Raw genomic sequence first — 18,476 nt, forward strand, 5'->3', positions numbered from 1 at the left:
TCTCTCTCCTTTGTTTAGGTTTTAGCGAATTGCACAGCGGTTTGGTCCAATCTCCATTTCACGCTGTTTTTCTTCATCTGGACTTACTTTCCCCATATTGGTTTCACGAATTTCTTGATACGCATTTGGCTGCGGCGGTAAATGATCTGTTACTAAGTGTCTGAAGTCTGCTTCATCTTTAATGTTTAATCCATGATTTTTCGCAAACAACGTACCTAACTTTTCAGCTACGCTGCCGTTGTCATTTAGCTCATCAATCATCATAAAATGAGCTGGCAATACGATTAACTCATCTGACAATGCTTTATAGCGTGTATAAAGCGTTTCTCTCAAATCGCCTACCCAGTCTTCAGCCATACCAGCTAAATCAGGACGCCCAATTGAGTCGATGAACAAAATATCTCCTGAAAGCAAGTATTGATTGTCTACGATAAAAGAAGTGGATCCAATCGTATGACCCGGTGAATAAAGAGGCTGAATCGTAATGGTTGTGTTACCAATCACGACATCGCTGCCTTCTTCTAAAGCCTTGTAGTCAAAAATCACTTCTTCTGCATCTTTTGGAGGCAGCCAGTACGCTGCATTTGTTGCTTCCGCAATGACTCTTCCTCCTGAAATGTGATCTGCATGAAGGTGCGTATCAAACACATGCTTAACAGTGACACCAAGTTCTTTGGCAAAATTGATGTACACATCTGCCATACGCGTCGCATCAATAATAGCCGCTTCCCCGTTTGATACGATCATATAAGATAAGCATCCTTTACCGATACGAACAAACTGATAAATCTCTCCACCGTCTTTTAAATCGCCGACTTTAACAGGCTCTAAATATTCACTCCACGCTTTCATACCTCCTTTTAGGTACGATACGGTAAGACCCGCTTCTGAAAGCATGTCAGCTACCATCACTGATGAACCTTCTTTGGCGCAGACAACTAACACTTCTTTATCCGAAGGGATTTTTTCTAAGATTTCTTCTACTCCGTCTAAAAGATCGAAGTATGGAACATTTAAATGCTGAAATTGATGACCTTCAATTTTCCAATCGCTAAAATCATTTTCGTTACGAACGTCCAAGATAAATAGCGGTTCTTTATTAATAATTTTAGCTGTAACTTCTTTAGCAGTAAGCACATGCACTGTCATATTAAAATACCTCCTTAGGTATATGAACTATCAAAATTTTTTAATTCGCTATGCTCAATTGATTATTCTACTTTACCCGTCCAGTCACGCATACCAGGAACCACGTTAATTACGTTTTTAAATCCTTGCTTTTTCATCGTTTGACCTGCCATTTCACTTCGTCTTCCAGAGTGGCAAATAATATAAATTTCATTCTCTTTATTTAATTCCTTCGAACGTTTTTCTACTTCGCCAAGCGGAATATGAACCACCCCTGGAATATGAGCCTCATCATATTCTTCTACTTCACGCACGTCTAAAATATGAAGATGTTCATCATTCTCTACTTTTTTCGCAAATTCTTCTAATGAAATTTCAGGAATTGGCGTTACGTTTTCTTCAGCTCCGCCTTTACGAAGAAAGTGGTGAAGAACGTCACCTTCTGTCTCTGTACCTAAATACTCGTGACCTGTGCTTTTTGCCCATGCTTGTAAGTCAGCCGTAGAGCCTTTATCTGTTGCTTGAATTTCCAGCACTTGACCTGCTTCTAATTCATTCATTTTCTTCTTTGTTCTTACAATTGGCATTGGACATGCTAACCCTTTTGCATCTAATACGAAGTTTGCTTGCATCATTTCTTTTTCCTCCTTGGTTCAAATACTAGTAGGGGTATATTTTTATCCAAAAAAATTAGACCGTTTCCCCTTTCCACTCCATCATTCCGCCTGTCATATTCGTTACACTGTAGCCTTGCTGCTCAAGAAAACGAGCTGCCATTCCGCTTCTGCCTCCAGAACGACAGACGACAATGTAGTTCTTTGCTTTGTCTAACTCATGCATACGGAATTCCAACAAAGGAAGCGGGATATTTAACGCGTTTGGAATTTTACCTATTTTTACTTCCTCTACTTCACGCACATCTAAAATGTGAATTTGTTCTTGTTTTTTTACTAATTGTTCTACTTCTTGTGCTACTATTGTCTTCACGCTACTTCTCCTCCTTTTTGATTTATCTCCACGTATTCATGCCGCCTTTAACGTTGGTGATAGATGTAAAACCTTGCTTTTTCAACAGTTTACTTGCTTTCATACTTCTCATTCCGCTTTGACAAATAACGACTACTTCTCTGTCTTTTGAAAGCTGTCCTGTTTGCGCTGGCAGTTCTGATAACGGAATGTTTCGAAATCCTTTAATATGTTTGGTGCGAAATTCATGCGGTGTTCGCACGTCGATAAACTGGTTATTTTTATTTTTTAACTTTGCTTTTAATTCCGTTGTGGCTATCTGCTGAATACCTTTTACTGGTGCAAAACGCTGATACAAAAACCACAGCAGAAAAACGAAAATAAGCGCATTGATAATCATATTGACCCTCGCTTCATAAGCTATCTTTTAGATGAATAAGTTTACGTTTCCGTCTTCTGCGTCAGCTAAATACGCCGCTACGCCTGCATATTCAATATTATTTAGCAGCTCTTTTTCCTGTAACCCTAGAAGATCCATCGTCATTGTACAAGCCACTAGCTTCACATCTTGTTCTTGTGCCATTTCGATAAGCTGCGGCAGCGTTAGGGCATTATGCTTTTTCATGACATTTTTAATCATTTTAGGCCCCATACCTGCAAAGTTCATTTTAGATAAGCCCATTTTATCCGCACCGCGCGGCATCATTTTGCCAAACATCTTTTCTAAAAATCCTTTTTTCACCGGCACCATTTCTTCTTTACGAAGCGCATTCAATCCCCAAAACGTATGGAATATTGTCACTTCATGGTCATAAGCAGCCGCTCCGTTAGCAATAATATAAGCTGCCATCGCTTTGTCATAATCACCGCTAAATAATACAATTGTTGTTCGTTTCTTTTGCTCAGTCATGTTGCTCCTCCTATTACCCTATGGGGTATATTTGAATTTAAAAAAATTAGCTCTTTTGAATGTAAAAGATAAATGTACTGCCTTCTTCTTTAAAATCAATAAGCTCGTGTCCTGTCGATTTTGCCCACGCTGTTAAATCACTTTTCGCACCTTTATCTGTTGTTTGCACTTCTAATACTTGGCCTGTTGTTAAAGTATCCATTGCTTTTTTTGTTTTTACGATTGGCATTGGACAAGCTAATCCTTTTGCATCTAAGACATGATCAATTTTCATAGTATTTATCTCTCCTTTTTATATACATATACCCGTAAGGGTATATTATACTAAATAATGATATTCGTCAACCTTAAACAAGGTGACAATGATTAACGACTTTTCACTAACAGCTGTACAGCTTCTTTCACTAACCCTTCCGTTGGCTCTCCATGCTGAAGGCTTTCTCTGACGCACTGTTCAAGATTGCTGCTCACAATAACTCCCATTGTGCGATCAATGGCACTTCTTGCAGCAGATAATTGAGTCACGACGTCTCGGCAGTCTTTTCCTTGTTCCATCATGCTAAGCACGCCTTTTAACTGCCCTTCGATTCGGCGCAGCCGATTTTTCACTTGTTGGTTATACTCCATAATCGAATACCCCTTTCTTTCCTTTACGTTGACACTTACACGCTGCTAACTCATAGCTGCGCACTTGAAAACCTCTTTTTCGTAAGAACCGTACGCCTAAATTTAATTCCACTCTATCTCCAGCAATCAGATGAACGCTTCCCTGTGGAATTTCTGAATAAAAGCGTTTGAGATACGCATACGGAATAACTATACTAATCGAATCATGAACTTCATGATAATGACGAATATCTACAACCGTTCGCCCAAGTTTTTTTGCTTCAGATTCCCGTAAGCACTGTATTCCTTTAACAGGATAATAACGTCTGTATGCAATAAATAAAGTAGCAAGCAACAATACTGCTATATAGAGCATAACAATCACCGCCTTGCTATTGAATTGATGTTGTTTACACGCTTTATATTATACCCCTATAGGTATATTGTCAAGCGAGAAAATTATAGTTAATTTTACTTATTTACATGAATCCTTTCATACGAATCAATCCACTTTATACACCTTAGGAATCATGAATGTTTTCTTTAATCTCCTTTACTGTGTGTACCCCCTCCCCTATAGACCAAACAGACTTTTCCGTTTTCATGCATCACCTGGGCTCATATAAATTACTAAAAAATAAGCTTACTGCGCCATTCACCATCTGCGCACAAAAGGTCCAGTTCTCCTTGGGAACTGGACCTTTTGTGTGAAAAAGCTGATTAGCTTTGATGATAAATATTATGCCATTGATTCCACGAACTGTGTGGATGCTGCTGGTGCCACTGATTCCATGGCACATATGGATTTTGCTGATGCCACTGATTCCACGAACCGTGCGGATACTGCTGATGCCATTGATTCCAAGGTGTGTATGGATGTTGTTGATGCCATTGATTCCATGTGCCGTGCGGATACTGTTTATGCCACTGCTCCCAAGGTACATGAGGATGTTGCTGATGCCATTGATTCCACGTGCCTTGAGGATGCTGATGATGCCATTGTTCCCATGGAATGTAATGTTGCTGTCCTTGATGCATATTTCGTCAACTCCTTTTCCTTTGCCACATCATATGTTCTTTTTAGAATTTAGAGCTTATCTATTTTAAAATATAGGCGTTTGATTAATTATGAACTAAATTACATATTTCTTGTCTTTACTTATAGACATGAGCTCTTGTTTTATAAGTAGAAGCACACATTTATCTAGAAATATAGAATGAATATTTCTTATGATTCACCTTATTGCTAATAATATTTCTTTAAGAGGTCTATGTGTTTTGGGATGCATTTGTCTTCTCATGAAAAAAACACCTTCTCATTCGAGAAGGTGTTTTGGAATTAACCTACAATATTGTAACCAGCGTCTACGTGTACGATTTCTCCTGTTACGCCGCGTGAAAGATGGCTCAGTAATACAACCGTCATGTCGCCAACTTCTGCTTGCGTTACATTACGCTTAAGAGGTGCTTTTTCTTCAACTTTGTGAAGAATTTGGTTAAAGTCAGAAATGCCTTTTGCTGCAAGCGTACGAATTGGGCCTGCTGAAATCGCATTTACGCGGATGTTGTCTTTTCCTAAGTCTAATGCTAAGTATTTTACTGAAGACTCAAGCGCTGCTTTCGCTACGCCCATTACATTATAGCCTTCAACTGCACGTTCTGCACCAAGATAGCTCATTGCTACAAGAGAACCGCCTTCTGTCATAAGAGGTTTTGCTGCTTTCGCTACAGCGATAAATGAATAAGCGCTTGTGTCTTGAGCAAATGCATATCCGCTTCTTGACGTATTAATAAACTCGCCGTTTAGATCTTCTGAATGAGCAAACGCAACAGAGTGAATCACTCCGTGAACTGTGCCCGCTTCTTCTCCGATTTTTTTGAACGCCGCTTCAATGCTTTCATCGCTGTTTACGTCGCATTCTGCAATTAATTTAGCTTGAATTTCATTTTTTTCTAAAAGCTTGTTCAACTTTCCTAGTGAACGTTCTTTACGGTATGTAAAAATTAAGTTTGCTCCTACTTGATGAAGGGCTTTTGCGACACCCCAAGCAATACTTCTGTCGTTGGCAACTCCCATAATCACAATGTTCTTGTTCTTTAATTGTAATAAATCTTCCATATTATCCTCCAAAAAAAATTAGTCATCGATGATGACTAATAGGTAATTGTATAGCTTTATTATAGCACAAAGATGCGCTTAGTTCCTAAGAGTCTTATGAATTAACCGATTTTGGTCTATAAATGACCTCTTATTTGTCCGACTTCTGCAGCCATGTCTGTGTTGTTTCAGCAAATTTCTCAGCCGCAGGCGAGAGATGATAACGAGTAGCTAGACCAATTGAACGGTAGCTATCCACTTGAAACGGAATGGCACGCAGCTCTTGTGGTATAGCATCTAAAAGCATTTCAGGTAAAATGCTAATGCCTAAGTGATGCGTAATCATCGATAGGATAGCACTTTCATCCATTAATTCAAAGCGAATTTCAGGCTGAATCCCCTGTTCTTCAAACAATTGCTTAACATCATGATATCCGCCGTACGTAGGCATAATAAACGGTTCTTTCTCTAAATCTTTAAAGGAAACGGTTTTTTGATGATACAAAGCACTTTGATTTGATACGACGCACAGCAGCCGGTCTTTTTTTAAAGAAATAATATGAAATTGACTTGAATGCGTAATGTTGATAAAGCCGCAGTCTATTTCTCCGCTCAGCAGCCACTGTTCAATTTCAAGGTAATCGCCTTCTTTAAGCTGAATTTGAATCTCAGGGTAGTTTTTTTCCATCAGCTGAATAATTTCGGGGAGCCACTTGGTCGATACGCTTTTAAAAATACCGATTTTGATGGTTCCTTTTGCAAGACCTAAGAGACTGGCTGCTTCTTGATGAACTTTTTCATTTTCTTGGAGCACTTTCCGAATAGCAAGAAGCATCGCTTCGCCTTCTGTTGTTAAGGTAATACCTGATCTGTTTCGATTCACAAGCGGAAATCCAAATTCTGTTTCAAGATTTGTAATAGCATGACTGACCGCTGACTGCGTGAGCGCCAGCGCATCTGCCGCTTTTGTAAAGCTTCTCACTTCCGCTACTTTGTTTAAAATTTCATATTTCACTAAGCTCATTTTCTCCCGCCTTAACATGAATTTAATTCACGTTCATCATTATAAAGATTCATTTTATTAATATCAAATTCCTTTGTATACTGTGAGTACATCATAAACAATGGAGGGTTGAACGTGAGTTACCGCACACGAGCAAATATGATGATGGTTGGTGTAAATGTATTTTGGGGCATGTCGTACGTATTTATGAAAATGGGGCTGAGTTCGCTCGGGTCATTTACTATCATTGCACTTAGATGTTTAATTGCTTTTTTGATTGCCGGACTGTTTTTCTATAAGCCGTTACTACATATTACGCGCAAAACGATTTTATCATCAGCTATTTTAGGCTTTTTACTGTTTTCAGTTTTTTCATTTGTCACGTTTGGCGTCAGCATGACGTCTGCTTCAAATGCCGGATTTCTTGTCAGTTTAACGGTCATTTTTGTTCCATTGCTCAACTGCCTGCTAGTAAAGAAGCTTCCTTCTTGGCCGATTGGACTTGGAGTTATCGTTACCCTAACCGGTATAGGTGTTTTAACTTTAAAGCACTCCTTTCATATGAATACTGGTGATGTACTTTGCATTGGAACGGCGCTATGTTATGCCATTCATATTACGCTGACCGGCACGTTTACGAAAAACGAAAATCCAATTGCTCTCGGCATTTTACAGCTAGGGTTTGCTGGATTATTTGCACTGATTTGCAGCTTTTTATTTGAACACCCCAGCATTCCAGCTACTTTATCATCATGGATTGCGATTTTAGGTCTTGGCGTTCTTTGCAGCGCGATTGGATTCATTTGTCAAGCCATTGCGCAGCGCTACACAACGCCTACTCACACAGGTCTTATTTTTGCAACAGAGCCGATTTTTGCTTCGCTGTTTGCCGTTCTCTTTTTGCACGAGCTGTTTACGCTTAAAGAACTGATTGGTTCTGTTATTGTAGTCGCGGGGATTTTAATTGCTCAGTTAGACGATTTACTATTGAAAAAAAGAGTTCATTATCAAGAGACATTGCCAAAGTAAAAGCCGCTAGATAAGAATCTAGTGGCTCATTTTATACCCCATATGTATAAAACTTTTTATCTACGTTCATCACCGGGAAATTCGCAGGCAGCTTTTCTTTCTCTATAGCTTGAAATCCATTTTTCTCATAAAATCGATGGGCAGCCCTATATTGTAAGGTGGTTCCTAAGTATATTCTTTCCACTTCTTTCTCTTTGGCCCACGCGATAGCTGTATGTAATAAACGGTAAGCTGTTTTGAAGTTTGCTCCTCTATAGGACTTTGCTACAAACATTTTCCGCAGCGCTACTTGACGGCTGCCAATGTCTATTAAAGCTACGCTTCCTACTACTTTTTCGTTGCAAACAGCCACCCAGAAATTTCCGTTTCCCCGTTGATAAAAGCTTTCGATTTCAAATAAATCAGGCTGATCTTTTTCCGTTATTGGAATTTGGTATTCTTGCTGCTGAATATGAAGAATTAAATCCACTACTTGCTGTTGATACTTGCTAGTATATGGCTGAATAATGATACTTTCACTCAAAACCTCCACCGCCTCTAATCAGTTTACTCCATCTTACTTTTGACTGTTTTTAATACTGCATGACCTATGTTCATTATAAAACTAATTACGGTACCTGCAAAAATCGATATTCCACCTACAGCGATAAAATCACCTTTAGTCGGCTGAAATAAATTCATAGAAAGCAAACCAAACATAAAAAGCATGGGAATAAGATAACTCAGCATCTTTTTCAACTTCGCATCTCATTTCCTTATCTCTATAAATCCTGTAACCATTTTATCGTATAAGAATTTCCTATTTATTACAATCTTTATCTTATTTCATATTTTTATCGAAGAAATGAAAAAAAGTGCCTGCCTCTCGTCCTGCCTAATTGAGAGACGGGCACTTTTTTATAAAACGTGACTTGTTGCTTGTAAAAAGAACTGAGACTGTTCGTAGTTATACGTTACTTTTGAAAAATCAAACGGCTGTCCGTTGGCTAAGTGAAAGAGTGTTTCAATAAATAATTTAGGATCGCCTTCTTTTAATCCTAGGTACTTCGCTTCTTCTCTGTTCAGCTTACCAACGTGAAGATATAGATCAGAAAAACCAATTTTTAAGCCGAGCCCTTCTTTAATGTAATGAAAAATAGACTCTGACACAATTTCGTTATTTAAGTATGTAACGATGGATTTATTATAAAATGATTCTTCTAGACACAGCGTCTGGCCGTTAATATACCGTACTCTTTTGACGTAATACGCGTCGCTATCTTCGGCTATGTTTAAATTTAACGCGGCTTCTTGCGTCGGCTTTCGTACATCTAGCTCAATCACTTCCGATGTTAAATGAAAATCTTCTAGTTCGCTTGTAAATCCTTGGTTAGAAAGCAAGCCGATATATCCTGTTCGCTTATGACGGCGGACAAAAATGCCGCTTCCTCTCACTTGAAAAACAACGCCTTTTTTCTCTAGCAGATCTAAGGCCTTTGTTACGGTACTTTTGCTCGCCTTGAATTGCACCATCAGCGTTTCTAATACCGGCAGCTTATCTCCTTGCTGAAGCTTGTGTTCTTCAATATAGGTTTCAATTTCAATTGCAATTTGTTGGTATTTAATCATAGCTATACCTCTTTACTGAATTTGTCTCGAGAATAACACGATTATACCATAATCTAACTGCATACCCTAAACTTAAATTATTTATTGATTATTATTTTATTTGGGTATTGATAAATTGTATCGATACAATTATACTGAAAGCGTATACTCAACAAGGGGGTTAAACGTATGGGAGGTAAAATTAGAGATTATCACAAGCTTGCGTCAGACATTTTAGATGCGGTGGGCGGCGAAGAAAATATTGTAAGCGCTACACGCTGTGCCACAAGGCTGCGAATTGTGTTAAAACGTTCCAAGCCAGAAGCCAAACGCACGGTGTCTTCTATGCCCGGTGTCATTACGGTGGTTGAAAACAGCGGACAGTTTCAAGTTGTTATTGGGCAACACGTGGGAGACGTTTATGAAGAGTTTGCTAGTTTAGTAAACTTGGATACCACAGAGGAGCAAACTGAAAACAAAGGGACAATCTTAAATCGCGTGATTGCTACGATGTCTGCTGTGTTTGCGCCGTTTGTATACATCTTGGCAGCAGCAGGAATTTTGCAGGGCTCGTTAATTTTAATTAATTTAGTCTCTAGCAGCTTTGCAAAAACAGGCACGTATCAAGTATTAAGCTTCATTTCATGGGCACCATTTGTTTTTTTACCTATTTTTATTGCCATTACAGCATCCAAGCATTTTAAAACCAACACCTACATCGCAGTGGCGTGCTGTGCCGCATTAGTCAGTCCAACATGGGCAGAAATGGCAGCCAAAATTGCCGACGGAAGCAGCATTACGTTTTTAGGTCTTTCTCTATCGGAAACGGTCTATACTTCTTCTGTTTTACCGCCTTTATTTTTAGTATGGATTTTGTCTTATCTTGAAAGGTTCCTAAATAAGAGCATTCATGAAGTCGTTAGACCGCTGTTTGTTCCGTTTTTATGTATGGTGATTATGGTTCCTATAACGATTTTACTCATTGGCCCCGTTACAACGATGGGAGCTAACGGAATCGCTCACGGCTATAACTTTTTAGCTGAAAACGTACCTGCCTTAGCTGGAGCAATTATTGGCGGCTTCTGGCAAATTGTTGTGATCTTTGGGGTACACTGGGGAATTACGCCGATGGTGCTTGCAAACTTTGATTTAAACGGCAGAGACTCGTTTCAAGCGTATCAAACAATTGCCGTGGTAGCTCAAGTCGGAGCGGTACTTGGGGTTATTTTAAAAGCAAAAAGCCAAGAAGCACGTAAAGTGAGCGTATCAGCCGGAATAACAGGATTATTTGGTATTACAGAGCCAGCTATTTACGGTGTAAATTTACGTTTTAAAAAGCCGTTTATCTTTGGATGCGTTTCAGGCGCTATTGGCGCTGTTGTAGCAAGCTTCTTTCACCCTTACTACTTTGCTTACGCAGGCCTGCCCGGACCGTTGACAATTGTAAACGGTATTAGCCAAGACTACCCGATGTCAATCTGGGGAATTTTGATTGGATGTGCCATTGCAATTATTCTTCCCGTTGTGCTTATTCAAGTATTTGGTTACGGAGAAGATGCAGCAAAAGATGCGGCTACTTCAGCTTTAAAAGAAGTGGCTGTAAGTAACCCGAATGAAAATGAAGAAACGATCAGCGCGCCGTTTAGCGGAAAAGTCATTCCTCTTTCTAGCGTACCAGACCAAGTATTCAGCTCAGGTGCGATGGGAGAAGGATTAGCGATTGATCCTTCAGATAATAAGCTTTATGCACCTTTTGACGGAACGGTTGTTATGGTAGCACCAACGAAGCACGCCATCGGCCTTCGTTCAGAATACGGCGTTGAATTACTTGTTCATATTGGATTAGATACCGTTACGTTAGACGGCAAGCCGTTTACCGTGCATGTAGAAGACGGTGTAAAATTTAAAAAAGACGATTTACTAATAGAATTTGATAAAGAATTTATTGAAACACAAGGATTGCAAACCATTACCCCTGTTATTATCACAAATTCAAGCGCTTATCGAGAAGTAATCGTTGAAGATATTGAAAATAGCGGGCTGAATCAAACATTATTTACCGTAGTGAAATAAGGAGGAACTAACAATGACAAAGATGCCAAAGAATTTTTTATGGGGCGGCGCATTAGCAGCTCATCAATTTGAAGGTGGATGGAACCAAGGCGGAAAAGGACCAAGCGTAGTAGACGTTATGACTGCAGGTGCGCACGGTGTAGCGCGACAAATCACTGAAACAGTGGAAGATGATAAATTTTATCCAAATCACGAAGCAATTGATTTTTATCACCGCTACAAAGAAGATATCGCACTTTTTGCAGAAATGGGCTTAAAATGTTTGCGAACGTCTATTGGCTGGAGCCGTATTTTTCCTAAAGGCGATGAAGCTGAGCCAAACGAAGAAGGACTAAAATTCTACGATGATGTATTTGATGAACTATTAAAGCACGGAATTGAACCGGTTATTACGCTGTCTCATTTTGAAATGCCCCTGCATTTAGCTCGAGAATACGGAGGATTTAGAAGCAGAAAAACGGTAGATTGCTTTGTGAAGTTCGCTGAAGTTTGTTTCGACCGCTATAAAGACAAAGTTACGTACTGGATGACGTTTAATGAAATCAACAACAAAATGGATGTAAACAACCCTCTTTTTCTATGGACGAACTCCGGCGTTTCTGTAAAACCGGGTGAAAACGCAAAAGAAGTGATGTATCAAGCGGGACATCACGAACTGCTATCAAGCGCTCTTGCCGTATCAAAAGGAAAAGAAATTAATCCAAATTTCCAAATCGGAGCAATGGTCTCACATGTGCCAATTTATCCGTATTCTTCAAACCCTGAAGATGTGATGCTAGCAGAAGAAACAATGAGACAGCGCTACTTCTTCCCTGACGTTCAAGTTCGTGGCTATTACCCGAGCTATGCATTAAAAGAATTCGAACGAGAAGGCTATCACATTCCGTTTGAAGAAGGCGATGAAGAAATTTTACGAAATGGAAAAGTGGACTATTTAGGCTTCAGCTATTACATGTCAACCACTGTTAAAAGCGACGTTGAAGCTGACAACACGGGCGATATCGTAAACGGCGGATTGCCAAACGGCGTAGCAAACCCTTATATCAAATCAAGTGATTGGGGCTGGTCGATCGATCCAACGGGCTTACGCTATACGTTAAATCGTTTCTACGACCGCTATCAAATTCCATTATTCATCGTAGAAAACGGATTTGGCGCGATTGATACGGTTGAAGAAGACGGTTCCATTCATGACGCCTCGCGAATTGAATATTTAAAATCGCACATCGAAGCGTTAGAAAAAGCTGTAACGTACGATGGTGTTGATTTAATGGGCTACACGCCGTGGGGAATTATTGATATTGTTTCCTTTACAACAGGCGAAATGAAAAAACGATACGGCATGATTTATGTCGACCGTGACAACGAAGGAAACGGATCGATGGAGCGCTATAAAAAAGATTCCTTTAACTGGTATAAACAGGTGATTAAAACAAACGGTGAAGAACTATAAGAAATCAGAAAAGCCGGTTTCCTGCGTGAAGACACAGGAAACCGGCTTTTTTAAAACGTGTAAAAATAAATGCAAATGCCTTATCTCGGTTTATCTACTAGCTGCGTTTGCGCAATTTCTGTTTGCTTAATTCCCGCTCGTTGAATTTCATCCGCAAACGATTCATGTTTCAGCGTTTTGATTACCTTTTCGCTTCCATCTCGAAGAGTATACACTCTAAATTCATACATACTCTGCCCTCTCCTTTAAGCTATGATTGATGCGATACATTAGATGCGCTCCTGTTCAAAGCAACTCCTAATAGAGGTTACTTTTTACTCTTCTTTACTTTACCCACTTTTTAGGAAACTAGACAAAGAGATTTAATCTGACGTGCTGAAAGACAAACAAAAAGCCTTTGCGGCAAGCAAAGGCTTTTATCGAGGGAAGGTTGTTATTCAAAGATGGTTCCTTTTTTAAATTTTGAATGTTTAAAAGTAAATTTCGTCAAAAGAATATACGCGACTCCTGCGACCACAACTCCTATAATCCAGCCTAAATCGACTTCAATAAACGCAGCACCTGCACCGATGAGCATCGCAAGCATGGCGCACGGATTGTAGCCGGAAAACGGCCCTTTTTCTTGATACAATTCTTCTACATTTACTCTTTGTTTCCGTAAAATATAATAATCGACTAGTAAAATAGAAACAATTGGACCTAAAAAAGCAGAGTAAATTAAAATGAACATTCCAAGTCCTGCAGCTGATGAATCTTGAACAAGCACCCAAGGGAATGAACAAAAAGCAAGCAGTCCGGTAATGGTAACCGCCACTTTATAATTTGCTTTTGTCAGCAGCGTAATCACATACGTAGGCGGAATAATATTTGCCACCATATTAACGGCAATCACGCCAATTACAATAAATGCCGATACAGCGACAGTAATATATGAATTATCCACTACAACCGCGAACGCTTTGACAGGATTGGAAATACCCGTAGCAGCAGCAAGCATTGCCCCGATTGTAAGAACAAATCCGTAGGCTATTAGAATCGGTGTAAAGTATAAAAATCCGCGCTTTGTGTCGCTAATTCCTGGCTTCAGTTCTCTAGAGTAATCGGCTGCGCTTAGAAAAATCGCTGCATAATTCCCCATGAACATCATAATGAAAGAAAAGAACGGAAGTCCCCATGAACCTTTTGTATGTACCCACTTCTCCCCTACTACCTCACTATGAGAAGTTAAAAGAACGCCAAATACGTAAACAAGGCCAAGCAGTATGATGATTGAAGCAAGCATCTCTACCCATTTAACCGCATGGAAGCTGTACAGAGAAAGCACGATTTGCAGCAGCTGAATGATAATAAAACAAAGAACAAGATTGTCAAAAGACCCTTTGCTCACAATTTTCCCAATTTCGTTTAAAGCCGTACCGCCTGTCCAGCTTTGGAAACCATACCAAATGATCGCTGGAATGCCTCGTAAAAGAGACGAGATGACGGATCCTTTTATTCCAAAAGACATTCGAAGCTGCATCACATACGGTATGCCGGTCTTATAGCCAATTCGATCGTTTAATACAAAAAAAGTAGAAATAATACCAATGGCAATAATCGCTGCCACAAACGTTTGAAAAAGATTTAATACCGCAGTACCTGCTACTACTAAGCTCGCTCCAAGCGTCATATTTCCTAAATTAACGCCGTCTCCAATCCACATAAACATATAAGACATCGGAGTTAGCTTTCGACCACTTTCCGCTTTTGGCTTTAGTGACGGATCAAGACCACTATCTTGATAAGCATACACCTCTTCTATAACGGAACTTGTTGCGTTTGTAGACACTATACGTTCAACTCCTTTTTTTATGATGTTTTTACTTTCAAACGTAACATCTAATGTTAGTTAACTTAACATGTACATAGTGTATACGAATTTTAACGCAAGTTCATCATTATTTATGTGAATTTTCTGATATTATTTTGTGCGATTTGACTAATTGTTATGGAAACTTGATCCCGTAACGTACAAGAGCTGATGATAATAAAAAATCCAAGCGCTTATTGTAAGCGCTTGGATGAGTCAGCTAGTATTTATTTTTCACAGGCAATATAGTCTTTATCTCGATCTAGCTTTATATTGGCATCATACAGTGATTTTGATACGTACGGCTTGTACTTTGTTTTACCGCCTTTATTTTTCACATTAGCCGCACGAGCTACGCCGCCTTTATAGTCTTTGTTTAATTCCGTGCAGTTTTTGTAAGACTTAGCTGCCGCATCTACGTTTGAAGCTGTGCTAAAAGATACGCTTGTTAATAAACCGAAAGATAGAACAATTGGAAAAATCTTTTTCATAACAGATGCTTCCTTCCTATATTTTGTCTAATTAATAATAGAATGTTCTATCAATCTTTTCAATCTTTTTTACATTTAAACTATTATTATCCAATTTTTTATTTATGAGTAACTTTAAGAGCCTTGACCGCTTGTTTAGCCGCTTCTGCAATTAGTTTATCATTATACTCCGCATCTTTTTCCGTGCGATCGGAAAGGATTGCAAGAACAATTGGATCTCCGTTTGGCGGCCAAAGGACGGCAATATCATTTCGCGTCGCGTAGGAGCCTGCGCCTGTCTTATCGGCTACTTCCCAGCTTTTTGGCACGCCCGCTCGTATTAACGCATCTCCTGTTGTATTTCGCTTCATCCAATCCGTTAGAAGTTCACGCTTTTCTGCAGGAAGTGCCTGTCCAAGTACGTACGTTTGAAGACTTGTAGCGAGTGCTCTTGGTGTACTTGTATCGTGGGTTTCTCCTGGATTCACTTCATTTAAATCCGGTTCAAACCGTTCAGGCAGCGTTACATTGTCCCCTATTTTTTCTAAAGCTTCTTTAAATCCGTCCGGTCCGCCCAGCTGCTGCAGAATTAAGTTCCCTGCCGTATTGTCGCTGTAGCGAAGCGATGCATCCGCGAGTTCTCGAAGAGTCATGCCTGTATCAACATGTTTTTCTGTAATTGGATTGTAGTTCACAAGGTCATCGCGCGTATAAAAGATTCGCTCGTTGAGATCTTCGATTGACTTCTGCTGTAAAAGTGCACCGACAGCGAGAGCCTTATGAGTAGACGTATAAGCAAAACGCTCGTCTGGATGATACGTGACCGTTTTATTTGTACCCGTATCTAATGCAAAAACACCAAGATTCGCATCATATTTGTCTTCAAGCTTAGCAAACTCTCGATCACTTTTAGTTTCTTGTCTTTGACATTTTACCGTTTCAGCATGTACCTCGCTGCTTGAAAAGCCTACAACCGCCGCGCACGAAAGAGCGAATACAGGCAGCATTTTTTGGAGCTTTGAAGCGCGAAACATCTTTTTCCATGTCTTCATTACCTTTCAACACCTTTCAAAAAAGTATTTAGTATGTATTCTCTTAGGTAGAGATTACCAACAATGCTATTTTATCAATTGTTTACTCTTACAAACATGATAGTTTTATCACATTTATATAATAAAAGTGTCTCACACTGAAGGTGAGCAGTATAAAAGCCGTAAGTACTTTAAAAAACAGGCGGCGTAACGGAAAATAAAATAACCGCTTTCTCTTCAAACGTATTCTCCCATTTATGATTCAGATGCGAAGGGATTTTGACACTATCTCCTTTTTCTAGCACATATACTTCCTCTTCCAAATACACTTTAATTTTCCCTTCTAAGACGTACGCCACTTCCTCTCCTTTATGTGCTAAAGGAGTTTCTGATGAAGCCATCATCGGCGGTACTTCCATAATTGCCGTAGCTAGATTTCCAGTAAAATCTGGTGATACTAGCGAATACGTTAACTCTTTTACCTTCATCGTTTTACGCTCGTTTGACCGTACGACTAAATGAGAGGTATTTATGTCTTCAAGCAAAAAGCTAAAAGTAGGCACGTCGAGGCATTTAGCTAAAATCTTAAGCGTTGAAATAGACGGATTAGCTAACCCTCGTTCAATTTGACTTAGCATAGACGGCGTGATATCCGCTAATTTTGCTAATTCACGACTGCTTAGTCCCTTTTCTTTTCGAAATTTCTCTACTTTTTTTCCAATATCTATGTTTTCCATGATGATTCCTCCGTAAAAGATGTTTAATTATATTTAATTTTATTAAATTAAACTTAATAAACTGAGTTAAGTGTGTTAAATTATATTTAATAAATAAAGTATATTTTAATTTTATCACAGCGAGGAGGAAGAAAAAAATGAACGACATCTTGACCTTTTTGGTTCTTACATTGTTTGTTATTATGAGCCCTGGTATCGATACCGCCCTTATCACGAAACGAACGATGGCAGACGGACAAACGGGCGGCTATAAAATGGCTTTAGGATTAGCGAGCGGCTCTTTAGTTCATACGCTCGCCGCCACGTTTGGCTTATCAGCTCTTCTCCTTCAGTCAGCTCTGGCATTTGAAATCGTAAAATACGCAGGAGCCCTTTACTTAATGTACTTAGGCATCTCTGCCTTCCTTTCTAAAAAAAGCAATGCATCTTCTTCTGAAAAAGAGGAGCAGTCAAAAGAAACATCCGCTTTTCGTCAAGGCCTTGTCTCAAATGTTCTTAATCCAAAAGTAGCGGTGTTTTTCTTAACTTTTTTACCTCAATTTGTTCAAACTGATCAAAACGTAACGCTTCAATTGCTTCTTATGGGAATAACGTATACGATCCTTGCGATCACGTGGTTTTTCGTATTCGTCTTTTTTATTAACTATTTACGAAAATGGCTTACAACACCTAGCGTGCAGCGCTTTATGGATAAAGCAACGGGCGTCGTGTTAATCGGATTTGGATTAAAGCTCGCTTTTGAAAAACATAAATAACAAAAGTATGTTAGTTGAAGAAAGTTCCGAATGAGTTTGATTTTTGATGGAGAATCAAACTCATTCGGATTTTTTTATTAGTAGGGTAAATGCAGGTGCTTCTAGCTGGTGATTGAAGGGCAAGGCGAAGACTCATGCAGGAAAAGCGGAATAGATGAGACCCCGCAGGAGCGCAAGCGACGAGGAGGCTCAGCGGCCGCCTGCGGAAAGCGAAGTCTTGCACGGAAATCAACAGGCGTGTAACAAGCAATTCATACTCAATCATTTATCTCAATTGTTATTTATGCACGTCAGGTTCATAGAGATAGACTTTAAGATCAAGTCTTCCATCCGAAGAAACGAGTATTCCTTCCGCTTCGAGTGAAAGTTTTTGGACAACATGCATTTCTTCATCTTTAAATCCAATTTCTCCTTTGGAATTGATGACTCGGTGCCAGGGAAGATTATGTTTCTTACTCATTGAGTGCAGTACTCGTACAACTTGTCTTGCACCTCGAGGGCTTCCAGCCAGGCGGGCAATTTGTCCGTATGTCATGACTTTCCCGCGAGGAATTTGTTTAATAAGGGCTACTGCTCGCTCTGTAAAACTCATGCTGTCCCTCCTTTTATTGTTTAGTACAACATTACCATAATTAATAAACCGTGAAGTAATCACTCGATTTTTCTTCAGCAACATTATAAGATAATACATAAGAAGTACGCTCATCATTGTGCAACATTCTTCAGGTAAATGCTTGTATTTCCTATTCTTCAACTAGCAAATCTTTGCGCGAGTGGCAGC

25 protein-coding genes are annotated in these 18,476 nt (G+C 39.4%); 5 read left to right on the forward strand and 20 right to left on the reverse strand.

Features of this window, described 5'->3' with window-relative positions; translation table 11 throughout:
- Nucleotides 1-21: 21 nt before the first annotated feature.
- From NST66_RS15985 to NST66_RS16035, 11 genes are all read right to left on the reverse strand, one after another.
- A complete protein-coding gene (locus NST66_RS15985; protein ID WP_340843502.1) occupies nt 22-1,149 on the reverse strand; it encodes an MBL fold metallo-hydrolase in 1,128 nt (375 codons plus the stop codon).
- Nucleotides 1,150-1,211: 62 nt separating this feature from the next.
- Nucleotides 1,212-1,763 carry a sulfurtransferase TusA family protein gene (locus NST66_RS15990; RefSeq protein ID WP_071272724.1) on the reverse strand — a complete coding sequence of 184 codons (552 nt, stop codon included), beginning with the start codon at nt 1,761-1,763 and terminating at the stop codon, nt 1,212-1,214.
- 55 nt (nt 1,764-1,818) lie between these two features.
- Nucleotides 1,819-2,115 (reverse strand): rhodanese-like domain-containing protein, encoded by a 297-nt coding sequence (locus NST66_RS15995; protein WP_071272722.1) that lies wholly within the window; start codon nt 2,113-2,115, stop codon nt 1,819-1,821.
- 22 nt (nt 2,116-2,137) lie between these two features.
- Complete coding sequence (locus tag NST66_RS16000) at nt 2,138-2,494, reverse strand: rhodanese-like domain-containing protein (RefSeq protein WP_340843503.1); 357 nt, start codon at nt 2,492-2,494, stop codon at nt 2,138-2,140.
- Nucleotides 2,495-2,521: 27 nt separating this feature from the next.
- Entirely contained in the window at nt 2,522-3,004 is a 483-nt protein-coding gene (locus NST66_RS16005) for a DsrE/DsrF/DrsH-like family protein (protein ID WP_071272718.1), read from the reverse strand.
- Between the two features lie 46 nt (nt 3,005-3,050).
- The gene (locus NST66_RS16010) at nt 3,051-3,278 is read right to left on the reverse strand and encodes a sulfurtransferase TusA family protein (RefSeq protein WP_071272716.1); all 228 of its coding nucleotides are present in this window, start codon (nt 3,276-3,278) and stop codon (nt 3,051-3,053) included.
- Nucleotides 3,279-3,370: 92 nt separating this feature from the next.
- Nucleotides 3,371-3,631, reverse strand: a complete 261-nt coding sequence (locus NST66_RS16015) for a metal-sensitive transcriptional regulator (RefSeq protein WP_071272714.1) — start codon at nt 3,629-3,631, stop codon at nt 3,371-3,373.
- Entirely contained in the window at nt 3,621-3,986 is a 366-nt protein-coding gene (locus NST66_RS16020; RefSeq protein ID WP_088048719.1) for a sulfurtransferase, read from the reverse strand. Before NST66_RS16020 ends, NST66_RS16015 begins: the two co-directional genes overlap by 11 nt.
- A 344-nt stretch (nt 3,987-4,330) precedes the next feature.
- The gene (locus NST66_RS16025) at nt 4,331-4,648 is read right to left on the reverse strand and encodes a hypothetical protein (protein ID WP_045290693.1); all 318 of its coding nucleotides are present in this window, start codon (nt 4,646-4,648) and stop codon (nt 4,331-4,333) included.
- Between the two features lie 301 nt (nt 4,649-4,949).
- A complete protein-coding gene (gene fabI / locus NST66_RS16030; RefSeq protein WP_071272710.1) occupies nt 4,950-5,729 on the reverse strand; it encodes an enoyl-ACP reductase FabI in 780 nt (259 codons plus the stop codon).
- A gap of 130 nt (nt 5,730-5,859) precedes the next feature.
- Entirely contained in the window at nt 5,860-6,732 is an 873-nt protein-coding gene (locus tag NST66_RS16035) for a LysR family transcriptional regulator (protein ID WP_071272708.1), read from the reverse strand.
- Between the two features lie 114 nt (nt 6,733-6,846).
- Between NST66_RS16035 and NST66_RS16040 the strand changes: the two genes are divergently transcribed.
- A complete protein-coding gene (locus tag NST66_RS16040; RefSeq protein ID WP_340843504.1) occupies nt 6,847-7,740 on the forward strand; it encodes a DMT family transporter in 894 nt (297 codons plus the stop codon).
- A 31-nt stretch (nt 7,741-7,771) separates the two neighbouring features.
- Here the strand turns inward: NST66_RS16040 and NST66_RS16045 are convergent, their stop codons facing one another.
- The 3 genes from NST66_RS16045 to NST66_RS16055 all read right to left on the reverse strand — a co-directional run bounded on the left by NST66_RS16045 (nt 7,772) and on the right by NST66_RS16055 (nt 9,348).
- Entirely contained in the window at nt 7,772-8,263 is a 492-nt protein-coding gene (locus tag NST66_RS16045) for a GNAT family N-acetyltransferase (RefSeq protein ID WP_340843505.1), read from the reverse strand.
- 23 nt (nt 8,264-8,286) lie between these two features.
- Entirely contained in the window at nt 8,287-8,469 is a 183-nt protein-coding gene (locus NST66_RS16050; RefSeq protein ID WP_224357928.1) for a hypothetical protein, read from the reverse strand.
- 168 nt (nt 8,470-8,637) lie between these two features.
- Nucleotides 8,638-9,348, reverse strand: a complete 711-nt coding sequence (locus tag NST66_RS16055; protein ID WP_071272700.1) for a GntR family transcriptional regulator — start codon at nt 9,346-9,348, stop codon at nt 8,638-8,640.
- A gap of 168 nt (nt 9,349-9,516) precedes the next feature.
- Here NST66_RS16055 and NST66_RS16060 point away from each other — a divergent pair, with 168 nt between their 5' ends.
- The gene (locus NST66_RS16060; protein WP_088567521.1) at nt 9,517-11,400 is read left to right on the forward strand and encodes a beta-glucoside-specific PTS transporter subunit IIABC; all 1,884 of its coding nucleotides are present in this window, start codon (nt 9,517-9,519) and stop codon (nt 11,398-11,400) included.
- Between the two features lie 13 nt (nt 11,401-11,413).
- Nucleotides 11,414-12,853 (forward strand): 6-phospho-beta-glucosidase BglA, encoded by a 1,440-nt coding sequence (gene bglA, locus NST66_RS16065; protein WP_340843506.1) that lies wholly within the window; start codon nt 11,414-11,416, stop codon nt 12,851-12,853.
- Nucleotides 12,854-12,933: 80 nt separating this feature from the next.
- Here bglA and NST66_RS16070 read toward each other — a convergent pair whose 3' ends face one another.
- From NST66_RS16070 to NST66_RS16090, 5 genes are all read right to left on the reverse strand, one after another.
- Nucleotides 12,934-13,083: a hypothetical protein gene (locus NST66_RS16070; protein WP_013058052.1), complete on the reverse strand. Its 150-nt coding sequence runs from the start codon at nt 13,081-13,083 to the stop codon at nt 12,934-12,936.
- A gap of 203 nt (nt 13,084-13,286) precedes the next feature.
- The gene (locus NST66_RS16075) at nt 13,287-14,681 is read right to left on the reverse strand and encodes an NCS1 family transporter (protein ID WP_340843507.1); all 1,395 of its coding nucleotides are present in this window, start codon (nt 14,679-14,681) and stop codon (nt 13,287-13,289) included.
- Nucleotides 14,682-14,929: 248 nt separating this feature from the next.
- Nucleotides 14,930-15,193, reverse strand: coding sequence for an excalibur calcium-binding domain-containing protein (locus NST66_RS16080; protein WP_340843508.1), 264 nt, complete (start codon nt 15,191-15,193; stop codon nt 14,930-14,932).
- Between the two features lie 98 nt (nt 15,194-15,291).
- Nucleotides 15,292-16,224: a class A beta-lactamase gene (gene bla, locus NST66_RS16085; RefSeq protein WP_340843509.1), complete on the reverse strand. Its 933-nt coding sequence runs from the start codon at nt 16,222-16,224 to the stop codon at nt 15,292-15,294.
- A gap of 170 nt (nt 16,225-16,394) precedes the next feature.
- Complete coding sequence (locus tag NST66_RS16090) at nt 16,395-16,940, reverse strand: cupin domain-containing protein (RefSeq protein WP_340843510.1); 546 nt, start codon at nt 16,938-16,940, stop codon at nt 16,395-16,397.
- Nucleotides 16,941-17,077: 137 nt separating this feature from the next.
- Here NST66_RS16090 and NST66_RS16095 point away from each other — a divergent pair, with 137 nt between their 5' ends.
- Together NST66_RS16095 and NST66_RS16100 are read left to right on the forward strand one after the other, a co-directional pair.
- Complete coding sequence (locus NST66_RS16095; RefSeq protein WP_047750410.1) at nt 17,078-17,695, forward strand: LysE family translocator; 618 nt, start codon at nt 17,078-17,080, stop codon at nt 17,693-17,695.
- Between the two features lie 108 nt (nt 17,696-17,803).
- On the forward strand, nt 17,804-17,938 hold the full coding sequence (locus NST66_RS16100; protein WP_260506398.1) for a hypothetical protein: 135 nt from the start codon (nt 17,804-17,806) through the stop codon (nt 17,936-17,938).
- Nucleotides 17,939-17,972: 34 nt separating this feature from the next.
- Here the strand turns inward: NST66_RS16100 and NST66_RS16105 are convergent, their stop codons facing one another.
- Nucleotides 17,973-18,287: an MGMT family protein gene (locus NST66_RS16105; protein ID WP_034263833.1), complete on the reverse strand. Its 315-nt coding sequence runs from the start codon at nt 18,285-18,287 to the stop codon at nt 17,973-17,975.
- Nucleotides 18,288-18,476 lie beyond the last annotated feature (189 nt).

It is taken from the genome of Priestia sp. FSL W8-0524 (genome assembly GCF_038005965.1).
GTDB lineage: Bacteria > Bacillota > Bacilli > Bacillales > Bacillaceae_H > Priestia > Priestia zanthoxyli.